Genomic DNA, 19,536 nt, shown 5'->3' with positions numbered 1-19,536 from the left:
TTTTAAATTTCTCATTAATTGATAAAATCCCCATACAGCAATTGTTTGACGACTATTATCTACAAGATTTCAAAGAACTTAATTGTAATCAATTGAAATTTAATTTATAATGTTAGGATGTTAGTGTCATTTTTTAATAAATTAAATTCAAAATATTTTTTTGCGTCAAAATTAAAATTTTTATTCAATATTTTTTTTATTTTATTATGTTCAATGGAAATGTAAAAACGGCTTGTTTAAACAATAAAATCAATCTCTTTAAAAATACATTTTAATTTTTTATTGTTTTCGTCGGTTAAGAGTAATTCTCCGTAATCTGAAACACCTGTAATTCTTGCTTTAATCTTTTTATTTTTATAATTAAAATAATGAAATTGCTCATACCTGAATAAAGTATTCAAATAATCGAAATTTATTTTTTCATAATTTCCGCTTTTCAACTGAAGATATCGCTTTTCAATGTGCATACAAAGATTTTCAAGACATTTATCAATATCAAAATTCTTTTTAATGATTAACTTCATCGAGGTTGGATTTGTGATATTTTTACTGAAAATGGTTTGATTCACATTTAAACCTATACCAACAACAGAACCTGAGAATTTGTTACCGATAATAATATTTTCAATCAGTATTCCGGCAATTTTTTTATCTCCAACATAAATATCATTTGGCCATTTTATTTTCAATGTTAAATCAGGAAACTTATTTTTCAAATAATCAGTTATACCAAGTGAAATCGCTTTGTTGAAAAGAAATTGCTGTGACGGTTCAATAAAATCGGGGTACAAAATAATGCTCAATGTCAGATTTTTTTCAGTTTCGCTTTCCCAAGTATTTCCTGTTTGTCCCCTCCCTGCTGTTTGATTTTTTGTAATAATAACAGTTCCTTCGGCAATTTGCTCGTTTTTTGTTTTTAAGAGCTCCATTGCATAACTATTAGTAGAATCAATGATTTTCAGTTCTATAATATTTCGTGCAATGATTTTGTTTTTCAAGTTATCCATACTAAAGAAAGTATTTAACAAAAAGGTAAAGATAAAAAATATTGCAAAAACTTTTGTAACTCATAAAAATATTGTTAATTTTGCAGTCCTAAAATTTATTAAGAATGAAAAAAGATATACATCCGAAGGATTACAGGTTAGTGGTATTTAAAGATACCTCGAATGATTATATGTTTATGACAAAATCAGCCGTACAAACCAAAGAAACAATAAAATGGGAAGACGGGAAAGAATACCCATTGGTAAAAGTTGAAATTTCCCATACTTCGCATCCTTTTTATACAGGCAAGATGAAGTTTGTTGATACAGCAGGAAGAGTTGATAAGTTCAGAAGCAAATACAAAAAGCATTTCGACAAAAAGAATAAAGAACAGGAAGAAAAAGAGCAGGAAAAAGATAAAAATATAGAAAAAGAAGTTAAAGAATAGTTTTAAAAGGATGCTCTAAAAAGCAAATTTTTATTTTTTCAAAAATAATTTATTGATATCAAACATAGCAAGAGGTTTCAGAAACTTGTTAGATTTTTTCCAAACTCCAAAATTTCATGCATAAGCAAACGCCATAGCTGCCACACTTAATTTTATTTCGGGAATTTTAAATAAAGTATTTGCACACGCTTCAATTGTAGAGCCGGTAGTTATAACATCATCAACAAGCAAAACATGGAAGCCTTTGAATTTTAAATACTCATCATTTAACGAAAAAATTTCACTCACATTTTGCCATCGGTTGTATCTTGATTTTCGTGTTTGGGTTTCGGAAGCATACTTGCGGGAAAGCACACTAATATCAACTTCTTTATTCAAGCTTTTTGCGATACCCTCAGCAAAAATATTACTTTGATTATATCCTCTTTTCTTTTCCTTGGAAAAATGCAGGGGAACAGGAATTATCACATCAATATCTTTAAACAAACCCGATGTTTTCAATTCATTTCCATATAATTCACCTATTTTAAGCCCTATTTCTTTTTTCCCTTTATATTTAAGCTGATGAATAAGTTCCTGAACTTTAGTGCTTTTATTAAAATAATAAAAAGCTGCAACCGAATTCAAAGTGGTTCTACCCCAGAATAAACGACTAAGCTGATTGTCATCGTCGAGATGGAACCCCGTTTTGGGCAAGTGATAGCTACAGTATGAACAAATACATTCTTCACCTTTACGAATAACCCTGCCACATGCACAACATAATTCGGGAAATATTATTGAAATAAAATCGTTAAACATTTTTAATATTTAAAAAATTAAATAAATTTGCAAAATACCAAAAAAAAATAAGATGGAAAAAAACGCTCAATTATTTTTACAGTTGATATATATTTTTCATGCTTCTGCAATGCAAGCGATGGGCAAAATTAAAAATCCGGTTACAGATAAAATCGAAAAAAACATGGAGCAGGCAAAACAAGCTATTGAAATGCTCGAAATGCTCAAGGAAAAAACAAATAATAATTTATCTGAAGATTTGACCAAAGCCTTACAAACATTTATTTCCGAATTAAAATTAAATTATATTGAAGAATTAAATAAAAATTAATAATAAAACTATGGAAACAAATTTTCAAAATGAATTTGAGGTGAAAAAAAATAAAGGTGCAGGAAAAAATATAGCGATAGTTATTTTATCTATATTAATTATCATATTAGGCAGTACGGTTATGTATCTTTTTTATCAGATAAAAGACCAGAAAATACAATATCAGGTTATTTTTAAGGAAAAAGAAGCTACCTCAAATGAAAAACTATCACTTCAGAAAGAATTGGATTCATTAGTAAGTGAACATAATAAAATAAAACTCCAATATGGTGAGCTCAATGAAAAACTATCAAAAAAAGACAGCATCATACAAAAGAATATCAGGGAAATTCAGAATTTGCTTGCTACAAACGGTGAAATGAAAAGAGCTAAAAGAAAACTTGAACTTCTTAGAGGAATTACACAAGGTTATGTGCATCAGTTGGATTCAATATACAAAGTAAATGTTTTATTAACCGAAGAAAACAGACAAATAAAAACAGATTTTCAGAAAGAGAGAACCAAAACAGAAGAATTAACAACAAAAATAACAAGTGCTTCGGGTTTGGCTGCCTATAAAGTGAAAGGTAATGGCATACGAATGAAAGGCAGAAAAGAAGAAATTATTACTAAAGCAAAACGAATTGAACAAATAAAAATTTCATTCACAATACTTCAAAATCCTCTTGCGAGTGCGGGTTCAAAAGATGTTTATATTAGAATTTCCGGTCCCGATAAAAAAGTTTTATGCGATGGCACGGATGATGCATATATGTTCAGTTATAAAAATGACAAAATAGTTTATACAATAAAAAAACAAATAAACTATGAAAATAAAAACCTCGAACTTGATTTATACTGGCCTAAAAAAGGAGAATTGTTGCCCGGAGTATATGGAATTGATGTTTTTATTGGTGAAGAACAGATTGGGGTTGGCTCTTTCAATCTTGAATAATAAAAATGATGGAAGAAGAAATTCAAAAAACAAAAGAAATTAAAGCACTTAAAGCACAACTGTATTTTTTCATAATACTGTCATTGGTGTCAATTGGTCTTTGCAGTTATCTTTTTTATCAGACAATAAATTACAAACATGATGTAAAAATAGTTACACTTGAGAAAAAGTCGGTAAATGAAGAAAAACAATATATGATAAGTAAGCTTGAAAAGCTGCAGGAAGAATATGATATATTGGGCGATCAAAACGAAGAACTGGGCAACCTCTTTAAAAGAGAAAAAGAAAAAATAAATGCTTTGCTTAATGAAATAAAAAGCTTAAACGGTAATGTTGATATTTACAAAACAAAAGTAAGGGATTTGGAAAAAAGACTCGAGGATTATCTTTCTCAGATTGAAGAGCTTAAAGCAAAAAATAAAAATCTTACTACAGAAAATGTAAAATATAAATCAGCAATTGATTCTTCAAATCAGAGAAATTTAATATTAAGCAAAGCAAATGTAGACATCGTAAACAAAGTGAAATCAGGTTCGTTTATAAAAGCGTATGATGTGGTTGCCGAACCAGTGAGAATAAAAGCTGCAGGTTTGGAAATTCCTACTAAAAAAGCCAAGAAAACATCAAAAGTAAAAATTTGCTTTTTCCTGAGCGAAAATTTATTTGCAACAAGCGGGAAAAAAGAAATATATTTCAGAATTGCAGAACCCAACGGAAATATAATTATTGAAGCTGAAGATAATGAACATACTTTCGATTACAATAATAAAAAGATATATTACTCCTTAAAAAAACAATTCGAATACAACAACAAAACTATTGATATGTGTGTATATTACAACACACCTAAAACATATATGCCGGGAGTTTACACCATTGACTTATTTCTGGATGGCAATGCAATCGGAAGCACAGAATTTAAACTAGAATAATCTAACAATAAAACATTCAAATAAGCAAACAAACGAATAATCGAACATTTGATTGTTTCTTTATTAATAAAACTTCAGCCGGTTGTCAATTATATTTGTATTCTTTTGAATTGCATTATATGCTTCGTAGGAATATCGCGAAGATAAGTATTGATACAACATTTTCTTTGCTTGCGAGAAATCTTTTGTTTGTGAAGAATTGTTGATAGCATCGAGATATATCACCGCAACATAAGCTTTCCCTTCAATTGGTTTTGATAAGAATTTTGCTTTCATGCCGAAAGCTGTGCCGATAATTTCAGTTTCAAGTCCAAGCTTAGGAATGCTGAACGAAGAAAACGATATGCTCGTTGCAGTATCAACATTGGTGTTTAACTTTTTTGCCAATTGGTCAATAGTAATTCCCGGTGTTATTTGTTTTGTTATTTTTTCAGCAAGAACTTTTGCTTTCTTTTCTTTTCTTATTTCTGCTATGACATCAGTTTTAACTTCTTCAAGCGGAGCAATACCTTTCAAGTGTTTTTGTTTTAATTTGGCAATAATGAATTTTCCTTCAAAATCAAATATCTTCGAGGAAATATCATTAACTTTTGTCTTTTCATCATAAGCCCAGCGTACCATTTCTCTTGGTGCATCAAGTCCAGGCAAAGAGTAATCAGTTTCTTTTATATCATCGGCAGTTCTGGGAACAAGTTTTTCTTTTTTTATTGTTTTGTCAAAATCGTTGGCTGTAGTGGCTTTTGATGCAAAATCACTTGCTTTTGCATAAATCTGTTTATATGTTTTATCACTTGCTTTCAATTCCCTGTCAACAATTGCAACCTGTATTTTCTGCTGGAAAGGCGAAATATCTTCAATTTTAATAACATGATAACCAAAATCTGTTTCAACAACTTTCACATCTCCTTTTTTACCTTTCATACATGCTTCATTAAATGCCTTAACCATCAGACCATCTTTGAACCAGCCAAGCGCACCTCCTTTTTCTTTATTTGAAGGGTCGTCGGAAAGTTTTAAGGCAAGTTCTTTGAATTTCACTGTATCTTTAGTAACGATTTTTGCTATGCTGTCGGCTATGGCTTTTGCTGCAGTTTTTGAGCGGGTAACAACTTTTGGGTCAGCCCCTTTTGCATCTTTATAAGCAAGCAGTATATGACAAACTTTCGCAGAATCGGCTCTTTCCTGCTTGTCGAGTAACTTCGCAAGCTTGTATATGTTTTTGTCAATTATCGGTCCTATGAATGTTCCTATTTTTGAATTAAACATTGCTGTATCAATTTCAGGTGATAGTTTTCCTTTTGCAAAGAAAGTGCTGTCGTAACGCGAATCGGCATTTTCGTTAACAAATGTTTTAGCATCTTTTGCCTGTTCAAATTTAGGTTTCAATTCGTTTATATCATCCACAACTTTTTTTGTATCATCGGCCGACGGAACCACTTCAAACATAACATACTCAATACTGCACGAAGATTCTTGTTCATATTGTTTTTTATGCTCTTCATAATATTTTTTTATTTCATCCTCATTCACATTAACAGCATTATCATTGACATCAGAATATTTTAATGCAATAAACCTGAAGTCGGCAAATATATTTCGTGCTTCAAAACTTCTCTTTGCCTGACTTTCGGTTATATAAATGCCTTTTGAAATGAGTGTTTGATATTTATTGCTTAGTTTTTCTTCTCTGATGCTTTTTTCAATTCGCAGCCATTCATCTTGTTGTTCGGGCTTCATTTGGTCGAAATTATTAATTATGTTATCAATATTGGCTCTATTAACCTGACCTGTCTTAGGGTCAGTAAATAACTGCTGAATATAAGGATGAAGATTCTTTCCCCTGATTAAATCGTTGAGTTCTTCAGCACTTATCGATGGTCCTAATTTTGAATCATGTTCTATGGCAAGACCAAGCTCATCAAATTCTTTATACAATAATGTTTTTTTCACCAAATCATCCCATATTTTCTGTTTTATTTCATTTATTTTGGTATAGTCCAGTTTTTCGGAACCTTTTCTTTGTTTTTCAATTGCCTCTTCTTCATCCACCAACTGTTGAAATTCTCGATATGAAATTGTTTTGCTGCCAATTTTACCAATATCGGTTGTATTTGAGAATTTTGGTCCTTTTCTTATGAAATCACCAAGAATGAATGCTAACAAAGCCACGCCGATGAATGCAAGCAACAACCACGAGTAACTGCGAATTTTTCCTATTAATGCCATTTTATATATTTTTTTAATTTGAAATGCAAACCTACATTAATTTTCAAAAAAACACAAACTATTGAATTACATTTTTTACATAATTCTATTTTTACTTACTTTTGGAATGTTTTTTGGTTTATTAGAATTTGTCCATAATGTCCGATTTCTTCGTTACTCTCGACTTTTATGGACAAACAATAATTAAAGTATAAATAATTTAAAAAATTGCAATATGAGAAGAACATTAATAATATTGACCTTTTGCATTTTGTCTTTGTTTTCATTTTCACAACAACTTAGAAAAATAAATAATACTGCTTTTCAGAGAGGTGAAATTTTAACATTCAGAGCATACTACGATGCCTTATTAACAGGTAAAGTAACCGCAGGTGAAGCAACGCTTGAAATAACAAACGAAAACAGGCAAATTGCAGGACGCAATACTTTTAGAATTGTTGGGACAGGTGCATCAAAAGGTGCTTTCAATCTTTTCTTTAAGGTTTATGACAGATATGAATCAATAATTGATGAAGATGCACTTATACCATGGATTTTCATAAGAAGAGTAAATGAAGGAGGTTTCAAAATTGACCAGGATGTTGTATTTAATCAGTTTAAAAATATTGCAACAAGCAATAATGTAACTTCAAAAAAAACAACCAAGAATGTTACCACCAAAGTAACATCGAACATTCAGGATATAATTTCATTATTTTATTATGCCCGTACTTTTGATGTTTCCAATATTAAAATAGGAGATGAATATTCAATAAACTTCTTTATTGATGATTCTGTTTATGTAACAAAACTCAAGTTTCTGGGAAAAGAAACCATTAAAACAAGTTTGGGGAAATTCAATTGTTTAAAGTTCAAACCGCTTGTGCTTGTTGGAAATTTTTTCAGAGAACCATACCCCATGACACTGTATGTTACCGATGATAAAAACCACATTCCCCTTTTAGTCGAATCGGCTGTGATTGTGGGAAAAGTAAAACTCGAACTTATAAAATATTCGGGGTTAAAAAATCCGCTTACTTCGAAGATAGAATGAAGTTTTAAATAGTGTATCAACAAATTAATTCTGCAACATTCTGTTTTAAATATTCGGTGAACGGTTGTAAGTAATCGGTTATCAGTTGCAAAACTAAATTGTTTAAACAATAGTCATTTTGGTAACTTCATCATTCGAAATTCAGTGTTCGATATTCGATATTTTTTAATCTTTTTATTTTCAATCTTTTAATTTTTCTGTAATCTGTGAATCTATGGCAAATTTTAAAACTATATTTAATATTTATTTTTAAAAGTACGCAAACTCTATTTATATTTGTTGTCTAAATTAAAAAACCATATTTTTTTATATCTCTTAAATTTTTTAAAACCTATGAAAAAATTATTTCTTATAAGTTTTTGCGCAATAAATCTGTTGTCAATTCGTATCAGTATTGCTGATGAAGGAATGTGGCTGCCCATGTTCATAGAACGATTAAATTATGTTGACATGCAAAAAATGGGTTGTCATTTGACAGCCGAAGAAATTTACAGTGTGAACCATTCGAGTTTGAAAGATGCTGTGCTTTTATTTGGTGGTGGCTGTACAGGCGAAATAGTATCAAACGAAGGATTGGTTTTAACTAACCACCATTGCGGGCGCGACAGAATTCAATCGCATAGCACTCTTGAACATGATTATCTTACAAACGGATTCTGGGCAATGAACAAAAACGAAGAATTAGTGAACAAAGGATTAACCGTAGTTTCGCTCATCCGCATTGAAGATGTAACAAAAAAAGTTCTCGCTGAAGTTACTGCTCAGATGACCGAAAAAGAAAGAGACGAAGCGATAACAAAAATATCATCTAAAATTGAAACTGCATCAATAAAAGGCACACCTTATAGAGCAAAAGTAAGAAGTTTTTTTTCGGGAAATGAATATTATCTTTTTGTTACCGAAACTTTTAAAGATGTTCGTTTAGTGGGTGCGCCTCCTTCTTCAATCGGTATGTATGGCGGCGATACCGACAACTGGATGTGGCCTCGGCATACAGGTGATTTTTCTATTTTCAGAATTTATACAGCTCCCGATGGAACTCCTGCTGAATACTCGGAAAAAAACATACCATACAAACCCAAGTATTTTTTACCAGTTTCACTTAACGGCATTAAGAAAAACGATTTTGCAATGGTTATGGGATACCCCGGCGGCACCGACAGATTCCTCACTTCTTATGGTGTGAAATTTGAAGAAACAACTAAGGACCCTACAATAGTTAAAATAAGAGACAAAAAACTTGATATTATTAAAAAGGATATGGAAACAAGCCCTGAAGTGAGAATTAAATATGAAGCAAAATATTATGGCTCCAGCAATTACTGGAAATTTTACATTGGACAGAAAAAACAATTGAGAAAATATAATGTATTTGACAGAAAAAAAGAAATTGAAAATCAATTTATGGAATGGGTAAATGCAGACAATAAAAGAAAAGACAAATATGGAAATTTAATGCAGACATTTTCCGATGCTTATGACAAATACAATAAATTTTATATTTCTTCGGTTTATTTTAGTGAAGCTATAACACGAGGACCTGAAGTTATCAGCTTCTCAAATCAATTATTTAATCCCAAAACTCATCTTTACAAACTCATTAAAGATTCCGCAAATGCCAAGGAAGCTATTAATAAAGAAATTTCAAATCTTAAAGATGATATAATCGGATTTTACAGGAACTACGATTTGGTAACTGATAAGAAATTATTTACTTCATTATTGAGAATGTTTTATGATAATGTTCCAAAAGAGCAGCAACCTAACATATTTAGAATTGTTGAGAAAAAATATAAACCTGCTCCGAGATATAATGAAAAAAAATACAAAGTGGATTTTGAAGAATATGCAGAATATGTTTACGACAAATCTATTTTTGTTGATGAAACTAAATTAAATGAATTTCTCGAAAACCCCGATTATAAAGAGCTGGAGAAAGACCCTGTTTTTCAGTTAATGAATTCTTTTTATAGCAATAATGATTCAATAAGAATAAAAATAGCGGATGCTCAAAGTAAAATTACGGCAGCCGAAAGGTTATATACCGCAGGAATCAGGGAAATGTTTCCTGATAAAAAGTTCTATCCTAATGCAAATTTAACAATGCGGCTGACTTACGGAAAAGTCAATGATTACATTGCTGCCGATGCCGTTTATTACAACTATTTTACAACCCTTGACGGTATCATGGAAAAAGCCGACCCAGATAATTCCGATTTTATAGTTCCTGCAAAACTTAAGGAATTATATAATAACAAAGATTACGGAAGATACAGCGAAAATGGCACAGTGCCTGTTTGCTTTATAACCGACAACGATATTACAGGAGGCAATTCGGGAAGTCCTGTGCTTAATGCCGATGGACAACTTATAGGATTGGCTTTCGATGGAAACTGGGAATCAATGTGTGAAAAAATATATTTCGAATCAAAAGTTGCAAGATGCATCTGCGTTGATATTCGCTATGTTTTATTCATAATTGACAAATATGCAGGCGCTACAAATATTGTTAAAGAAATGACTCTTATTGAAAATAAAAATACTTCATCACAGAAGTAATTTTAATTCTATAATGTTTTGTGTGAATAAAAAAATAAAGGTTATTGTTAATCAAGTATAGTTCTTTGTGGTTATCTTTTTTTCTACCACAAAGAACACAAAGGTTTGCACAAAGTTCACAAAGTTAATATGGATTACTATACCAACTTAACAATACCAAATGCTTAAACATTTAAAATATTTCATATTTCTATTTAAACAATTATGCATCCTGCTTATTGTTTTTACTATTTGCAGGTTTATTTTTTTACTTTTCAATTTTAAATATTTTAAAGATTCCGGTTTTTTTGAAATATTAAAAACTTTTGTATTTGGCTTGAGATTCGACCTTTCCGCAATATTTTTATTCAACTTTCTGTTTATTTTTCTTCAACTTTTACCTTTTAAATTCAGGAAAAATAATTTTTATCAGAAAATTTTAAAGTATTTATTTGTTGTTGTCAATTCAATTTTAATTCTTGCCAATTGCATTGATTTTGTTTATTTCAGGTTTATATTAAAAAGAACCACTTTCGATATTTTTAGTTTCCTTGGTTTAGGAAATGATTTTTTTACTTTACTTCCATCGTATCTTAAAAACTTTTGGTATGTTTTGTTAATATGGCTTTTACTGATATTGTTTTTAAATTTTCTTTATAATAAAATATTTAAAACATTTTTATCAAAAGAAGAACCGGCAAAATTTTATTTTTTTATTCAAAGTATAATTTTTATTTTATGTTTTGTTTTAACTGTAATTGGTATTCGCGGCGGATTGCAATACAAGCCAATAACTATTATTGATGCCGGCGAAGATACAGATGTTCGCAATATACCACTTATACTAAATACTCCTTTTGCGATAATTCAAACTCTTAACAAAGCCGAAATAAAAGAAATAAAATATTTTAATGAATCAAAACTTCAAAGTATTTACAATCCCTTACATAATTATTATGATAAAAATAAATCATTCAAAAAACTGAATGTTGTTATTATAATTATGGAAAGTTTTTCAAAAGAATACACAGGGTTAGCTAATAATAAAAACTTTGTAAGCTACACTCCTTTTCTCGATTCGTTAATAAAAGAAAGTTCGGTTTTTAAAAATGCTTTTGCAAACGGCAGTAATTCCATAAGTGGTATTCCCGCCGTTGTTGCGGGAATACCTTCTCTTATGAACGAACCATACATTACATCGGTTTTTGCGGGAAACAAAATACATGGACTTGCAGCTCTACTAAGAAAAGAAGGGTATGCAACTTCTTTTTTTCATGGCGGAACCAACGGAACAATGGGCTTTGAAGCATTTGCAAGCATAGCAGGTTTTGAAAAATATTACGGCAGAAAAGAATATAACAACGAAAAAGATTATGATGGTAACTGGGGGATTTATGATGAAGAGTTTTTTAATTTTTTTGCTGAAAAATTAAACTGTTCGAAACAACCTTTCTTCAGCACTTTCTTTTCATTGTCATCACACCATCCATATAGCGTTCCAGCAAAATATAAAAATAAATTCAAAAAAGGAAAATTAAAAATTCACGAAAGCATTGGTTATGCTGATTATTCATTAAGAAAATTTTTTAATATTGCATCAAAATCAAAATGGTTTAATAATACATTATTTGTTATAACTGCCGACCATACCAGCGAAGCCGAACATCCTGCTTTCAGCAATGTTGTCGGAGAGCATGAAATTCCTTTGTTGTTTTACATGCACAGTAATTCACTAAAAGGAACAAATAATGAAATAGCCCAGCAAATTGACATTATGCCAAGTGTTCTGGATTTTTTGAATTATCCCCAAGAATTTGTTTCTTTCGGCGTAAGCCTGTTCGACTCAACTGCAAATCATTTTGCTGTTAATTATACAAACAATAATTACCAGCTCCTAAAAGATGTTTACTCTGTAATTTTCAATGGCAGCAAAGTAATTGAAGTTTACAATTTTAAAACCGACAGTTTATTGCAAAATAATTTAATTAATAAAATATCGGTTGCAAAAAACGAAAATTTCCTTAAAGCCTTTATACAAAGTTATAATTGGAGATTGATAAAAAATAAACTTGCACAATAATGATTGTGTGCTTTTGGTGGCAATGTTTTTATTGATTCAGGGAAGTTTAGCATATTGAAAACTTAAAATGAAATTCATTAAAAATGCAACCAATTTATGCTGTGTCTCGTTAGAATGTTAAATTTTAAATAAATAAAAAAATATGGAAAATTCAACAAATGAAAAAGTAGTGGTTTTTAAAGACACTACATCAAATCCTGCCCCTATTGGTTTATTTGGATTTGGAATAACAACGGTGTTATTAAATTTGCATAATGCCGGGTTTTATAATTTAAGTGCCGGTGTTTTATCAACCGGAATTTTTGTTGGTGGTATAGCTCAGGTAATTGCCGGAGTATTAGAATCTAAAAAGAATAATACTTTTGGTGCTACTGCATTTACTTTGTATGGATTCTTCTGGATATCACTTGTATCAATAGTACTTTTGCCGGTTGGCGGAATTGCTGCTAAACCATTCAAGAATGAGTTTGCTGCATATCTTTTTTTGTGGGGTGTTTTTTCATTAGTAATGTTTGTTGCAACACTTAAATTGAATAGAGCATTGCAGGTTATATTTTTTACATTATTTATTCTGTTTTTCTTATTGTCATTTGCAAAATATTTTCAGAATGAAACATTGGAAACAATTGCCGGTTGGGAAGGAATGCTTTGTGGATTTTCTGCAATATACCTTTGTTTTGCAAATATTCTGAATGAAGTTTATGGAAAAACAATTTTACCTGTTGGTCCTATGAAGAAATAATATTTTTATTAAATATAATAATAAGCGTTGATTATTTTTGTCAACGCTTTTTTTGTTCAAAATATCAAGAATTATAAAAACAATAATATTGGCATTTTTTTGAAATCTATCTGATTCAGCTATTTTATTTTGCTTTTTTAATTTCGCGTTTTATTAGTAATTTTTTTAAAATTTTAAATGCAGGTTGCTTGCAATTTTTCTTAACTTTGCTTTCATTTAATTTCTTATAAACCGTGATTTCAGTAAACAATCTTTCAGTTCATTTTGGTGCGGATATTTTATTCGACAATGTTTCATTTAGTATAAATAAAAAAGACAGAATCGGGCTTGTAGGCAAAAATGGTGCAGGAAAAACCACTTTGCTGAAAATAATTTCAGGACTGCAAAAACCAAGCGAAGGTAATATTGCTATTCCTTTAGATGTTACAATCGGTTATTTGCCTCAGGAAATGCTCATTACCGGAGATAAATCAATTTATGAAGAAACTCTTTCTGCATTTGAGGAAGAACAGAATTTAAAAAAAATCATAAAAGAGCTTACCGAAGAAATTTCAACTAGAAAAGACCACAATTCGGCTGAATATCTTGATTTAATTCATCAACTTGATGAGGCAAATAACAGATTTCAGCTAATCGGAGGTAATAATATTGATGAAAATATTGAAAAAGTTATACTGGGACTTGGTTTTTTGAGAAAAGATTTTGAAAGAAATATAAAAGAATTCAGCGGTGGCTGGCAGATGCGTATTGAAATTGCAAAATTACTTTTGAAAAAACATGATGTTTTACTTCTCGATGAGCCCACAAATCATTTAGATATTGAATCAATTCAATGGCTGGAAGAATATCTCGACAACTATGATGGAGCTGTTGTTCTTGTTTCACACGACAGAACATTACTTGATAATGTTACAAAAAGAACAGTAGAAATTTCGCTCGGAAAAGTTTACGATTATAAAGCGCCATATTCTAAATATGTTGAATTGCGTAAAGAAAGAATGCAAAGTCAGATTGCAGCATATAATAACCAACAAAAACAAATTGAAGTTACAGAAAAATTTATTGAACGTTTCAGATATAAAGCAACAAAGTCAGTGCAAGTGCAGTCGAGAATTAAAATGCTAAAAAAAATTGACAGAATTGAAATTGATGAAGAAGACAAATCGGGAATTCACATTAAATTTCCACCTGCGCCGCGTTCGGGAAAAGTGGTTGTGAATGCCGAAAATCTCAGTAAAAAATATAATGAAAAAGAAGTGTTGCAAAATCTGGAATTTCATATTGATGCGGGAGAAAAAATTGCATTTGTCGGGAAAAACGGCGAGGGAAAAACCACACTGTCGCGGATAATTGTCGGTGAGCTGGAACATGAAGGTATTTGCAATATAGGATATAATGTTTCTATTGGTTATTACGCACAAAACCAATCCGACTTTTTGAATATGAATAAAACAGTTCTTGAAACAATTGATGATGTTGCGGTAGGAGATATCAGAACAAAAATCCGCGAAATACTCGGTTCTTTTCTTTTCAGCGATGACGATGTTTATAAAAAAGTGAAGATTTTGTCGGGTGGTGAAAAATCAAGATTAGCTTTGGCAAAACTTTTACTCACTCCTGTTAACCTGCTTGTTCTTGACGAACCTACAAATCATCTCGACATGCGTTCAAAAGATATTCTTAAACAAGCATTGCAGAAATATGATGGAACTTTGATTATAGTTTCTCACGACCGTTATTTTCTTGGCGGTTTGACAAGTAAAGTTTTTGAATTTAAAAATAAATCTGTTCGCCAATATATCGGAAATATACACGATTTTCTTAAATCAAGAAAAATTGAAACATTACGACAACTTGAGATTTCATCAAAAAATAAAGAAAATAAAATAGAAAATATTTCTGAAAATAAATTAAAGTACGAAGAAAAAAAACAATTGGAAAAAGATTTGAGAAAACTTAATTCACAGATATTAAAATCCGAAAAAAGAATTGAAGAACTTGAAAAAGAAATAAAAATATTAGAAGAAAAATTAATTGAACCGGATATATTGATAGAACATGAAAAACAAAAAGAAATTTTTATAAGAATTGATGAAATGAAAAAGGAATTACATCTGGAAGTGGATAACTGGGACAAATTGCATGAGAAACTGAAATCGGAAAAATAGTTAATTGTTACTCGTAAATTCTAAATCCTAAATTCTTATGAGCAATTCAATAAATGACATAGTGCAAATACTGCAAATTTCTATAGCTCCTACTGTTCTGATATCGGGAGTCGGGTTATTGATTTTATCACTTAATACAAGAGGTTCGCTTATTCTTGATAGAATTAGAAGCATGATAAACGAATATTCGGAAAATAAAAAAGCGTATATAAAAGATGAGATATACTTGCTTTATAAAAGAGCAAAAATTATAAGAGTTAGCATTTTCAACCTTGTTATGAGTATAATAATAGATGTTCTGGTAATTATTTCAATATTTTTTATCAAGATATTATCAATTGAAAATGGCATAATAATTCCTATATTGTTTGTATGCTCAATTGTTTTTTTGATTACCGGTTTGGTTGCATTTCTGCACGACATAAACATGAACTTAAAGGCAATGAGAATAGAAATGCTAAACAGAATTTCAACTGAAAAACAAAAATAAAATATTAATGAAAACGATATTATTCATATTAATAATTTTCATCATTACATTAAAAGTATTTTCTCAAGACCTCATCGTTAATAAAAAAGGAGATTCTTTGAAATGCAAAATTATTAAAATAGAAAAAGAATATATTTACTTCACTTATTATTATAAAAATTCCATTAAGGATACTAACTTGGCAACAGCACAGGTTAAAGAGTTTATATCTGACTATTACACAAAACCGGAAGCTTCTTCATACAAAAATGCCAATAAAAAAAATAAAATAATAAGAATAGCTGCCAGTGGAGGATATAGTTATCGTGTAGCAAGATTATCGCCTGATATTCCTAATGATTTTGTGGATTATATGAAAAAATTGAGAAATGGATATGCTTTTAGCAGTGATATAATTTTTCACGACTCAAAATCCTTTTGGGCAGGATTTAAATATAGTTATGCAAAATTTATAAACGAAATGGATAATATATATATTATTTATCCAAATAATAGCATCAGATATGGTAAATTAAGAGATGATGTTACAATTAATTACATTGCACCATCAATGAATTTTCTGTTATTCTCAAAAAATAAAATGACTAAATATATTTTGGGGATGTCAATAGGTTATTTGAATTATAAAGATAACGCTTTACTTATTGACAGGTATTTAATAAAAGGAGAAACTGTTGGCGTAACATTTGATTATGGTTTTGACTTTTGCTTATCTGGAAGTTATGATTTGGGATTATTATTTTCTTTTAATATTGCTTCTTTAGGTGTGTATAAAATAAGTGATGGAACTACTGTCAGGAAAGTACAATTAGAAAAGGGAAAATACGAAAATTTATCAAGAATTGATTTAACAATTGGATTAAGATTTTTAAAATAAAATGCTAACTTTTCCAAACGCAAAAATAAATATCGGTCTAAATGTGCTCGAAAAACGCAATGACGGTTTTCATAATATCGAAAGCGTTTTCTATCCGCTCAATTTGACCGATGCTCTGGAAATTATTGAAGACAAAAAAAATAAATCAAAAAATAAAATAAAATTTACTTCATCTGGATTGAAATGCGAAGGTGATGAAAAAAATAATTTATGTGTAAAAACATATTCATTAATTGACAATGATTTTAATTTGCCGCCTGTTCAAATGCACTTGCATAAAAATATTCCCATAGGGGCAGGACTTGGTGGTGGTTCTTCGAATGCGGCATTTACAATAAAATTATTGAACGATATTTTTAAATTAAATATTTCTGTAAAGCAGATGCAGAATTATGCTGCAAAACTCGGAAGCGATTGTGCATTTTTTATTGAAAACAAACCTGCATTTTGTTTTAAACGTGGTGATGAATTTGAAAAAATAAAATTGTATCTAAGTAAATATTGTTTTGTTTTAATAAATCCGGGAATTCATATAAATACTGCCAAAGCATACAGTAACATTATAACTGCAAAACCAAAGACATCTATAAAAGAATTAATCGAACTTCCTCTTTCAAAATGGAAAGATTATATTTTTAACGATTTCGAAAAAAATATTTTCGTAAAATATCCGCAAATAAAAAAAATAAAGGATTTTTTTTATAAACAAGGAGCAGTATATTCTTCAATGACCGGCAGCGGTTCTTCTGTTTATGGAATTTTTGACAGAGAAATAAAACTTAAAAACCTGCCTTCCGAATACTTTATTTGGCATAAAAAATAAATTTTCTGCTTTCAGTTCTGCGAAACTTTACGTAAAACTCTGCCTATTTCTGCATGAGATTATTATAACTTTATACTCGAATTACTTCCATTCTGTGAATCTGTGGCTATTTTATTTTTTATTCGATTGAATATTTCTCAAATCGGGTTGACCTGCATTAACCCACGCAGTGTACCAAAAACTGCCAACCATAAAAATTGCTTTCTGCATTTTTCTTTCAACCATATCATCTGCTTCTTTGTTAAATTCTTTTGAAAATTCTTCGGAAAAAACTTTCACATTTTTCTTTCCTTTTCTCTTAATTGAAGATTTTTTTTCCGCAGGAAATTCGGAATTTAATTTAACATAAATTTTCAATGCAGTATCAACTTCAGCATTGCTTTCTTTAATAATTTTCCATATTTCAATTGCAGGATTTTCGACGTATTCGGCACGCCCAACCCAAAATTTAAAATTTTCAGATTCAACTTCAGGAACTCTAGTTTCGAAAAAACTATGTACTCCTTTTTCACCGGTTGTTTTGCCGTTGTAAAACATTGTTGTATGAAGCGGGACGCATGCATCGGCAATATAATGACCAATATTTGCCGATAAATAAAGTATTTCCGAACTGTCTTTATTCTTAAATGCATCGGTAAGTTTGTTGAGCATAAGAATTACATGCCATGGCAAAACACCAAATTTTTCAAGAGAGTCCTCAGAATATCTTGCAACTGCATATTTCCATTTTTTTGGAATAGAATCATAAGATTTTTCTTTAAATTTTTCGAGATTTATAAAATGCTTTGCAGCTTCCTTTTTATCAACAAAACTTCTTTTATCGGGGTCGGTGGCATGAGTGGTCAGATAGTCAATATTTCTTTTATAAAAACCAAGCATTTTTTCTGGTAGTGTGAAAACAGCAGTCCTGTTTATTTTTTCATGCGAAGTAAATCCCCATAAACAGTGATTTGTATAATTGCCAAATAAAATTATTGATAAACAAAAAATGCAGAAAATTATTTTTTTCATAATGTTTTATAAAGACAACAAAGTTATTAAAAAATCAAACAATGTGATTTATTTAATTTAGGAGGGTGTCAAAAGCATAAAACCTAACAGGTTTTCAAAACCTGTTAGGTTTTGTGCTTTTCGGATAGCATCTAAGAACAGTTGAAAACGTGTGGAATCTGAGCTCAAATTTCAAAAACAGCATCGTCTACATATCCTTTTTGTTCGTTGAGATGAACATATCCAAGTTGATTTGTTAACAAAAATGTATTTCCTATTTTTAATAACTTTTGATTGTAATGGCTATGACCGTATATCCAAAAGTCGGCATTGCATTTTTTAATAAATTCTGTTAAGTCAACACAGAATGCCTCATTAATTTTGCTTTTATTGTGTTCATCAGAATTGCATTTTTTTGAAGGAACATGATGTGTTACAACAATTGTTTTATCTGATTTTTTCAGAAAGGAACTTTCAATAAAATCTAAACATACTTCATGAAATTTATTAAAATCAGAAGTTGTAATTTTTTTTCCTTTATTAAAAATTATTTCGAAGTCAGACACACTATTTTCGATAATCTTTTCATTTTGCAAACTTATTTTCGACCATAGCGTACTGAAAATAAAATTCACCTCTTTATAAGCAATAGCAATATTATTAACAAGTGCTACGTTTTTTCTGATTTCAATGTTATAGTTGTTTGCAAAATCGGCAATGTCTCTTTGATAAAACTCATGATTTCCGGGAAGCCAATAAACCTGTTTAAAATTATCTGAAACATAATCGAAAAAAGAATTCTTGAAAAATATTTCATGTAAAGGAACAATATCTCCTGCAAGTATTAGAATTTCACCTTTAGGTACTATGGGGTTTTTTTCTAAGAAAATGTTATTTTGAGCAAACTCCAGATGCAAATCCGAACAATATTGTATTTTCATAACACAAACCAATTAATTCAGTTTAATGCAAACTTAATTTTTTTTATTAATACCGAAAAGATTTTTTATAAACTATAAAATTCATTATTTATTGGTTAAAATTAATCTGATTAGTTGATACACTTTTTAAATAAATGCAAATGCTCAAAGCCAAATTTTCACACCTCTTACTTATCTTCTGTTTTTCAAAATTTATAAATTAATAAAATCCACTAA

The 19,536-nt window shown here is 29.9% G+C and carries 17 protein-coding genes; 12 read left to right on the top strand and 5 right to left on the bottom strand.

Going from position 1 to position 19,536, the window contains the following annotated elements; genetic code table 11:
* Nucleotides 1–236: 236 nt before the first annotated feature.
* The gene (locus WC223_12680) at nt 237–1,007 is read right to left on the bottom strand and encodes a biotin--[acetyl-CoA-carboxylase] ligase (protein MFA6925093.1); all 771 of its coding nucleotides are present in this window, start codon (nt 1,005–1,007) and stop codon (nt 237–239) included.
* A gap of 104 nt (nt 1,008–1,111) precedes the next feature.
* Between WC223_12680 and WC223_12675 the strand changes: the two genes are divergently transcribed.
* A complete protein-coding gene (locus WC223_12675) occupies nt 1,112–1,435 on the top strand; it encodes a type B 50S ribosomal protein L31 (protein MFA6925092.1) in 324 nt (107 codons plus the stop codon).
* Between the two features lie 114 nt (nt 1,436–1,549).
* Here WC223_12675 and WC223_12670 read toward each other — a convergent pair whose 3' ends face one another.
* Nucleotides 1,550–2,236 carry a ComF family protein gene (locus tag WC223_12670; GenBank protein ID MFA6925091.1) on the bottom strand — a complete coding sequence of 229 codons (687 nt, stop codon included), beginning with the start codon at nt 2,234–2,236 and terminating at the stop codon, nt 1,550–1,552.
* 52 nt (nt 2,237–2,288) lie between these two features.
* On the opposite strand from WC223_12670, the gene WC223_12665 reads away from it, so the two are divergent.
* The 3 genes from WC223_12665 to WC223_12655 are packed head-to-tail and all read left to right on the top strand — an operon-like array spanning nt 2,289 to nt 4,412.
* Nucleotides 2,289–2,546 (top strand): DUF1844 domain-containing protein, encoded by a 258-nt coding sequence (locus tag WC223_12665; protein ID MFA6925090.1) that lies wholly within the window; start codon nt 2,289–2,291, stop codon nt 2,544–2,546.
* 10 nt (nt 2,547–2,556) lie between these two features.
* Nucleotides 2,557–3,480: a hypothetical protein gene (locus tag WC223_12660; protein ID MFA6925089.1), complete on the top strand. Its 924-nt coding sequence runs from the start codon at nt 2,557–2,559 to the stop codon at nt 3,478–3,480.
* 5 nt (nt 3,481–3,485) lie between these two features.
* Nucleotides 3,486–4,412, top strand: a complete 927-nt coding sequence (locus WC223_12655; GenBank protein ID MFA6925088.1) for a hypothetical protein — start codon at nt 3,486–3,488, stop codon at nt 4,410–4,412.
* A gap of 63 nt (nt 4,413–4,475) precedes the next feature.
* Here WC223_12655 and WC223_12650 read toward each other — a convergent pair whose 3' ends face one another.
* Nucleotides 4,476–6,638: a peptidylprolyl isomerase gene (locus WC223_12650; protein MFA6925087.1), complete on the bottom strand. Its 2,163-nt coding sequence runs from the start codon at nt 6,636–6,638 to the stop codon at nt 4,476–4,478.
* 214 nt (nt 6,639–6,852) lie between these two features.
* On the opposite strand from WC223_12650, the gene WC223_12645 reads away from it, so the two are divergent.
* The 8 genes from WC223_12645 to ispE all read left to right on the top strand — a co-directional run bounded on the left by WC223_12645 (nt 6,853) and on the right by ispE (nt 17,389).
* On the top strand, nt 6,853–7,671 hold the full coding sequence (locus WC223_12645; GenBank protein MFA6925086.1) for a DUF3108 domain-containing protein: 819 nt from the start codon (nt 6,853–6,855) through the stop codon (nt 7,669–7,671).
* 333 nt (nt 7,672–8,004) lie between these two features.
* Nucleotides 8,005–10,230 (top strand): S46 family peptidase, encoded by a 2,226-nt coding sequence (locus tag WC223_12640; protein MFA6925085.1) that lies wholly within the window; start codon nt 8,005–8,007, stop codon nt 10,228–10,230.
* Between the two features lie 316 nt (nt 10,231–10,546).
* Nucleotides 10,547–12,289, top strand: a complete 1,743-nt coding sequence (locus WC223_12635) for an LTA synthase family protein (GenBank protein MFA6925084.1) — start codon at nt 10,547–10,549, stop codon at nt 12,287–12,289.
* Between the two features lie 142 nt (nt 12,290–12,431).
* A complete protein-coding gene (locus WC223_12630) occupies nt 12,432–13,031 on the top strand; it encodes an acetate uptake transporter (GenBank protein ID MFA6925083.1) in 600 nt (199 codons plus the stop codon).
* 233 nt (nt 13,032–13,264) lie between these two features.
* Nucleotides 13,265–15,199 carry an ABC-F family ATP-binding cassette domain-containing protein gene (locus WC223_12625; GenBank protein MFA6925082.1) on the top strand — a complete coding sequence of 645 codons (1,935 nt, stop codon included), beginning with the start codon at nt 13,265–13,267 and terminating at the stop codon, nt 15,197–15,199.
* A gap of 37 nt (nt 15,200–15,236) precedes the next feature.
* Nucleotides 15,237–15,689 carry a DUF2721 domain-containing protein gene (locus WC223_12620; protein MFA6925081.1) on the top strand — a complete coding sequence of 151 codons (453 nt, stop codon included), beginning with the start codon at nt 15,237–15,239 and terminating at the stop codon, nt 15,687–15,689.
* 7 nt (nt 15,690–15,696) lie between these two features.
* On the top strand, nt 15,697–16,566 hold the full coding sequence (locus tag WC223_12615) for a hypothetical protein (GenBank protein ID MFA6925080.1): 870 nt from the start codon (nt 15,697–15,699) through the stop codon (nt 16,564–16,566).
* A gap of 1 nt (nt 16,567) precedes the next feature.
* Complete coding sequence (ispE, locus tag WC223_12610) at nt 16,568–17,389, top strand: 4-(cytidine 5'-diphospho)-2-C-methyl-D-erythritol kinase (protein ID MFA6925079.1); 822 nt, start codon at nt 16,568–16,570, stop codon at nt 17,387–17,389.
* 111 nt (nt 17,390–17,500) lie between these two features.
* Here the strand turns inward: ispE and WC223_12605 are convergent, their stop codons facing one another.
* Together WC223_12605 and WC223_12600 are read right to left on the bottom strand one after the other, a co-directional pair.
* Entirely contained in the window at nt 17,501–18,400 is a 900-nt protein-coding gene (locus WC223_12605) for a zinc dependent phospholipase C family protein (GenBank protein ID MFA6925078.1), read from the bottom strand.
* 164 nt (nt 18,401–18,564) lie between these two features.
* Nucleotides 18,565–19,320 (bottom strand): metallophosphoesterase, encoded by a 756-nt coding sequence (locus WC223_12600; GenBank protein MFA6925077.1) that lies wholly within the window; start codon nt 19,318–19,320, stop codon nt 18,565–18,567.
* Between the last annotated feature and the right edge of the window lie 216 nt (nt 19,321–19,536).

It is taken from the genome of Bacteroidales bacterium, from assembly GCA_041671145.1.
In the GTDB taxonomy this organism is placed as follows: Bacteria; Bacteroidota; Bacteroidia; order Bacteroidales; family JAHJDW01; genus JAQUPB01.
The sequence above is the reverse complement of the archived record's forward strand: the minus strand, read 5'-3'. Positions and strand labels throughout refer to the sequence as shown.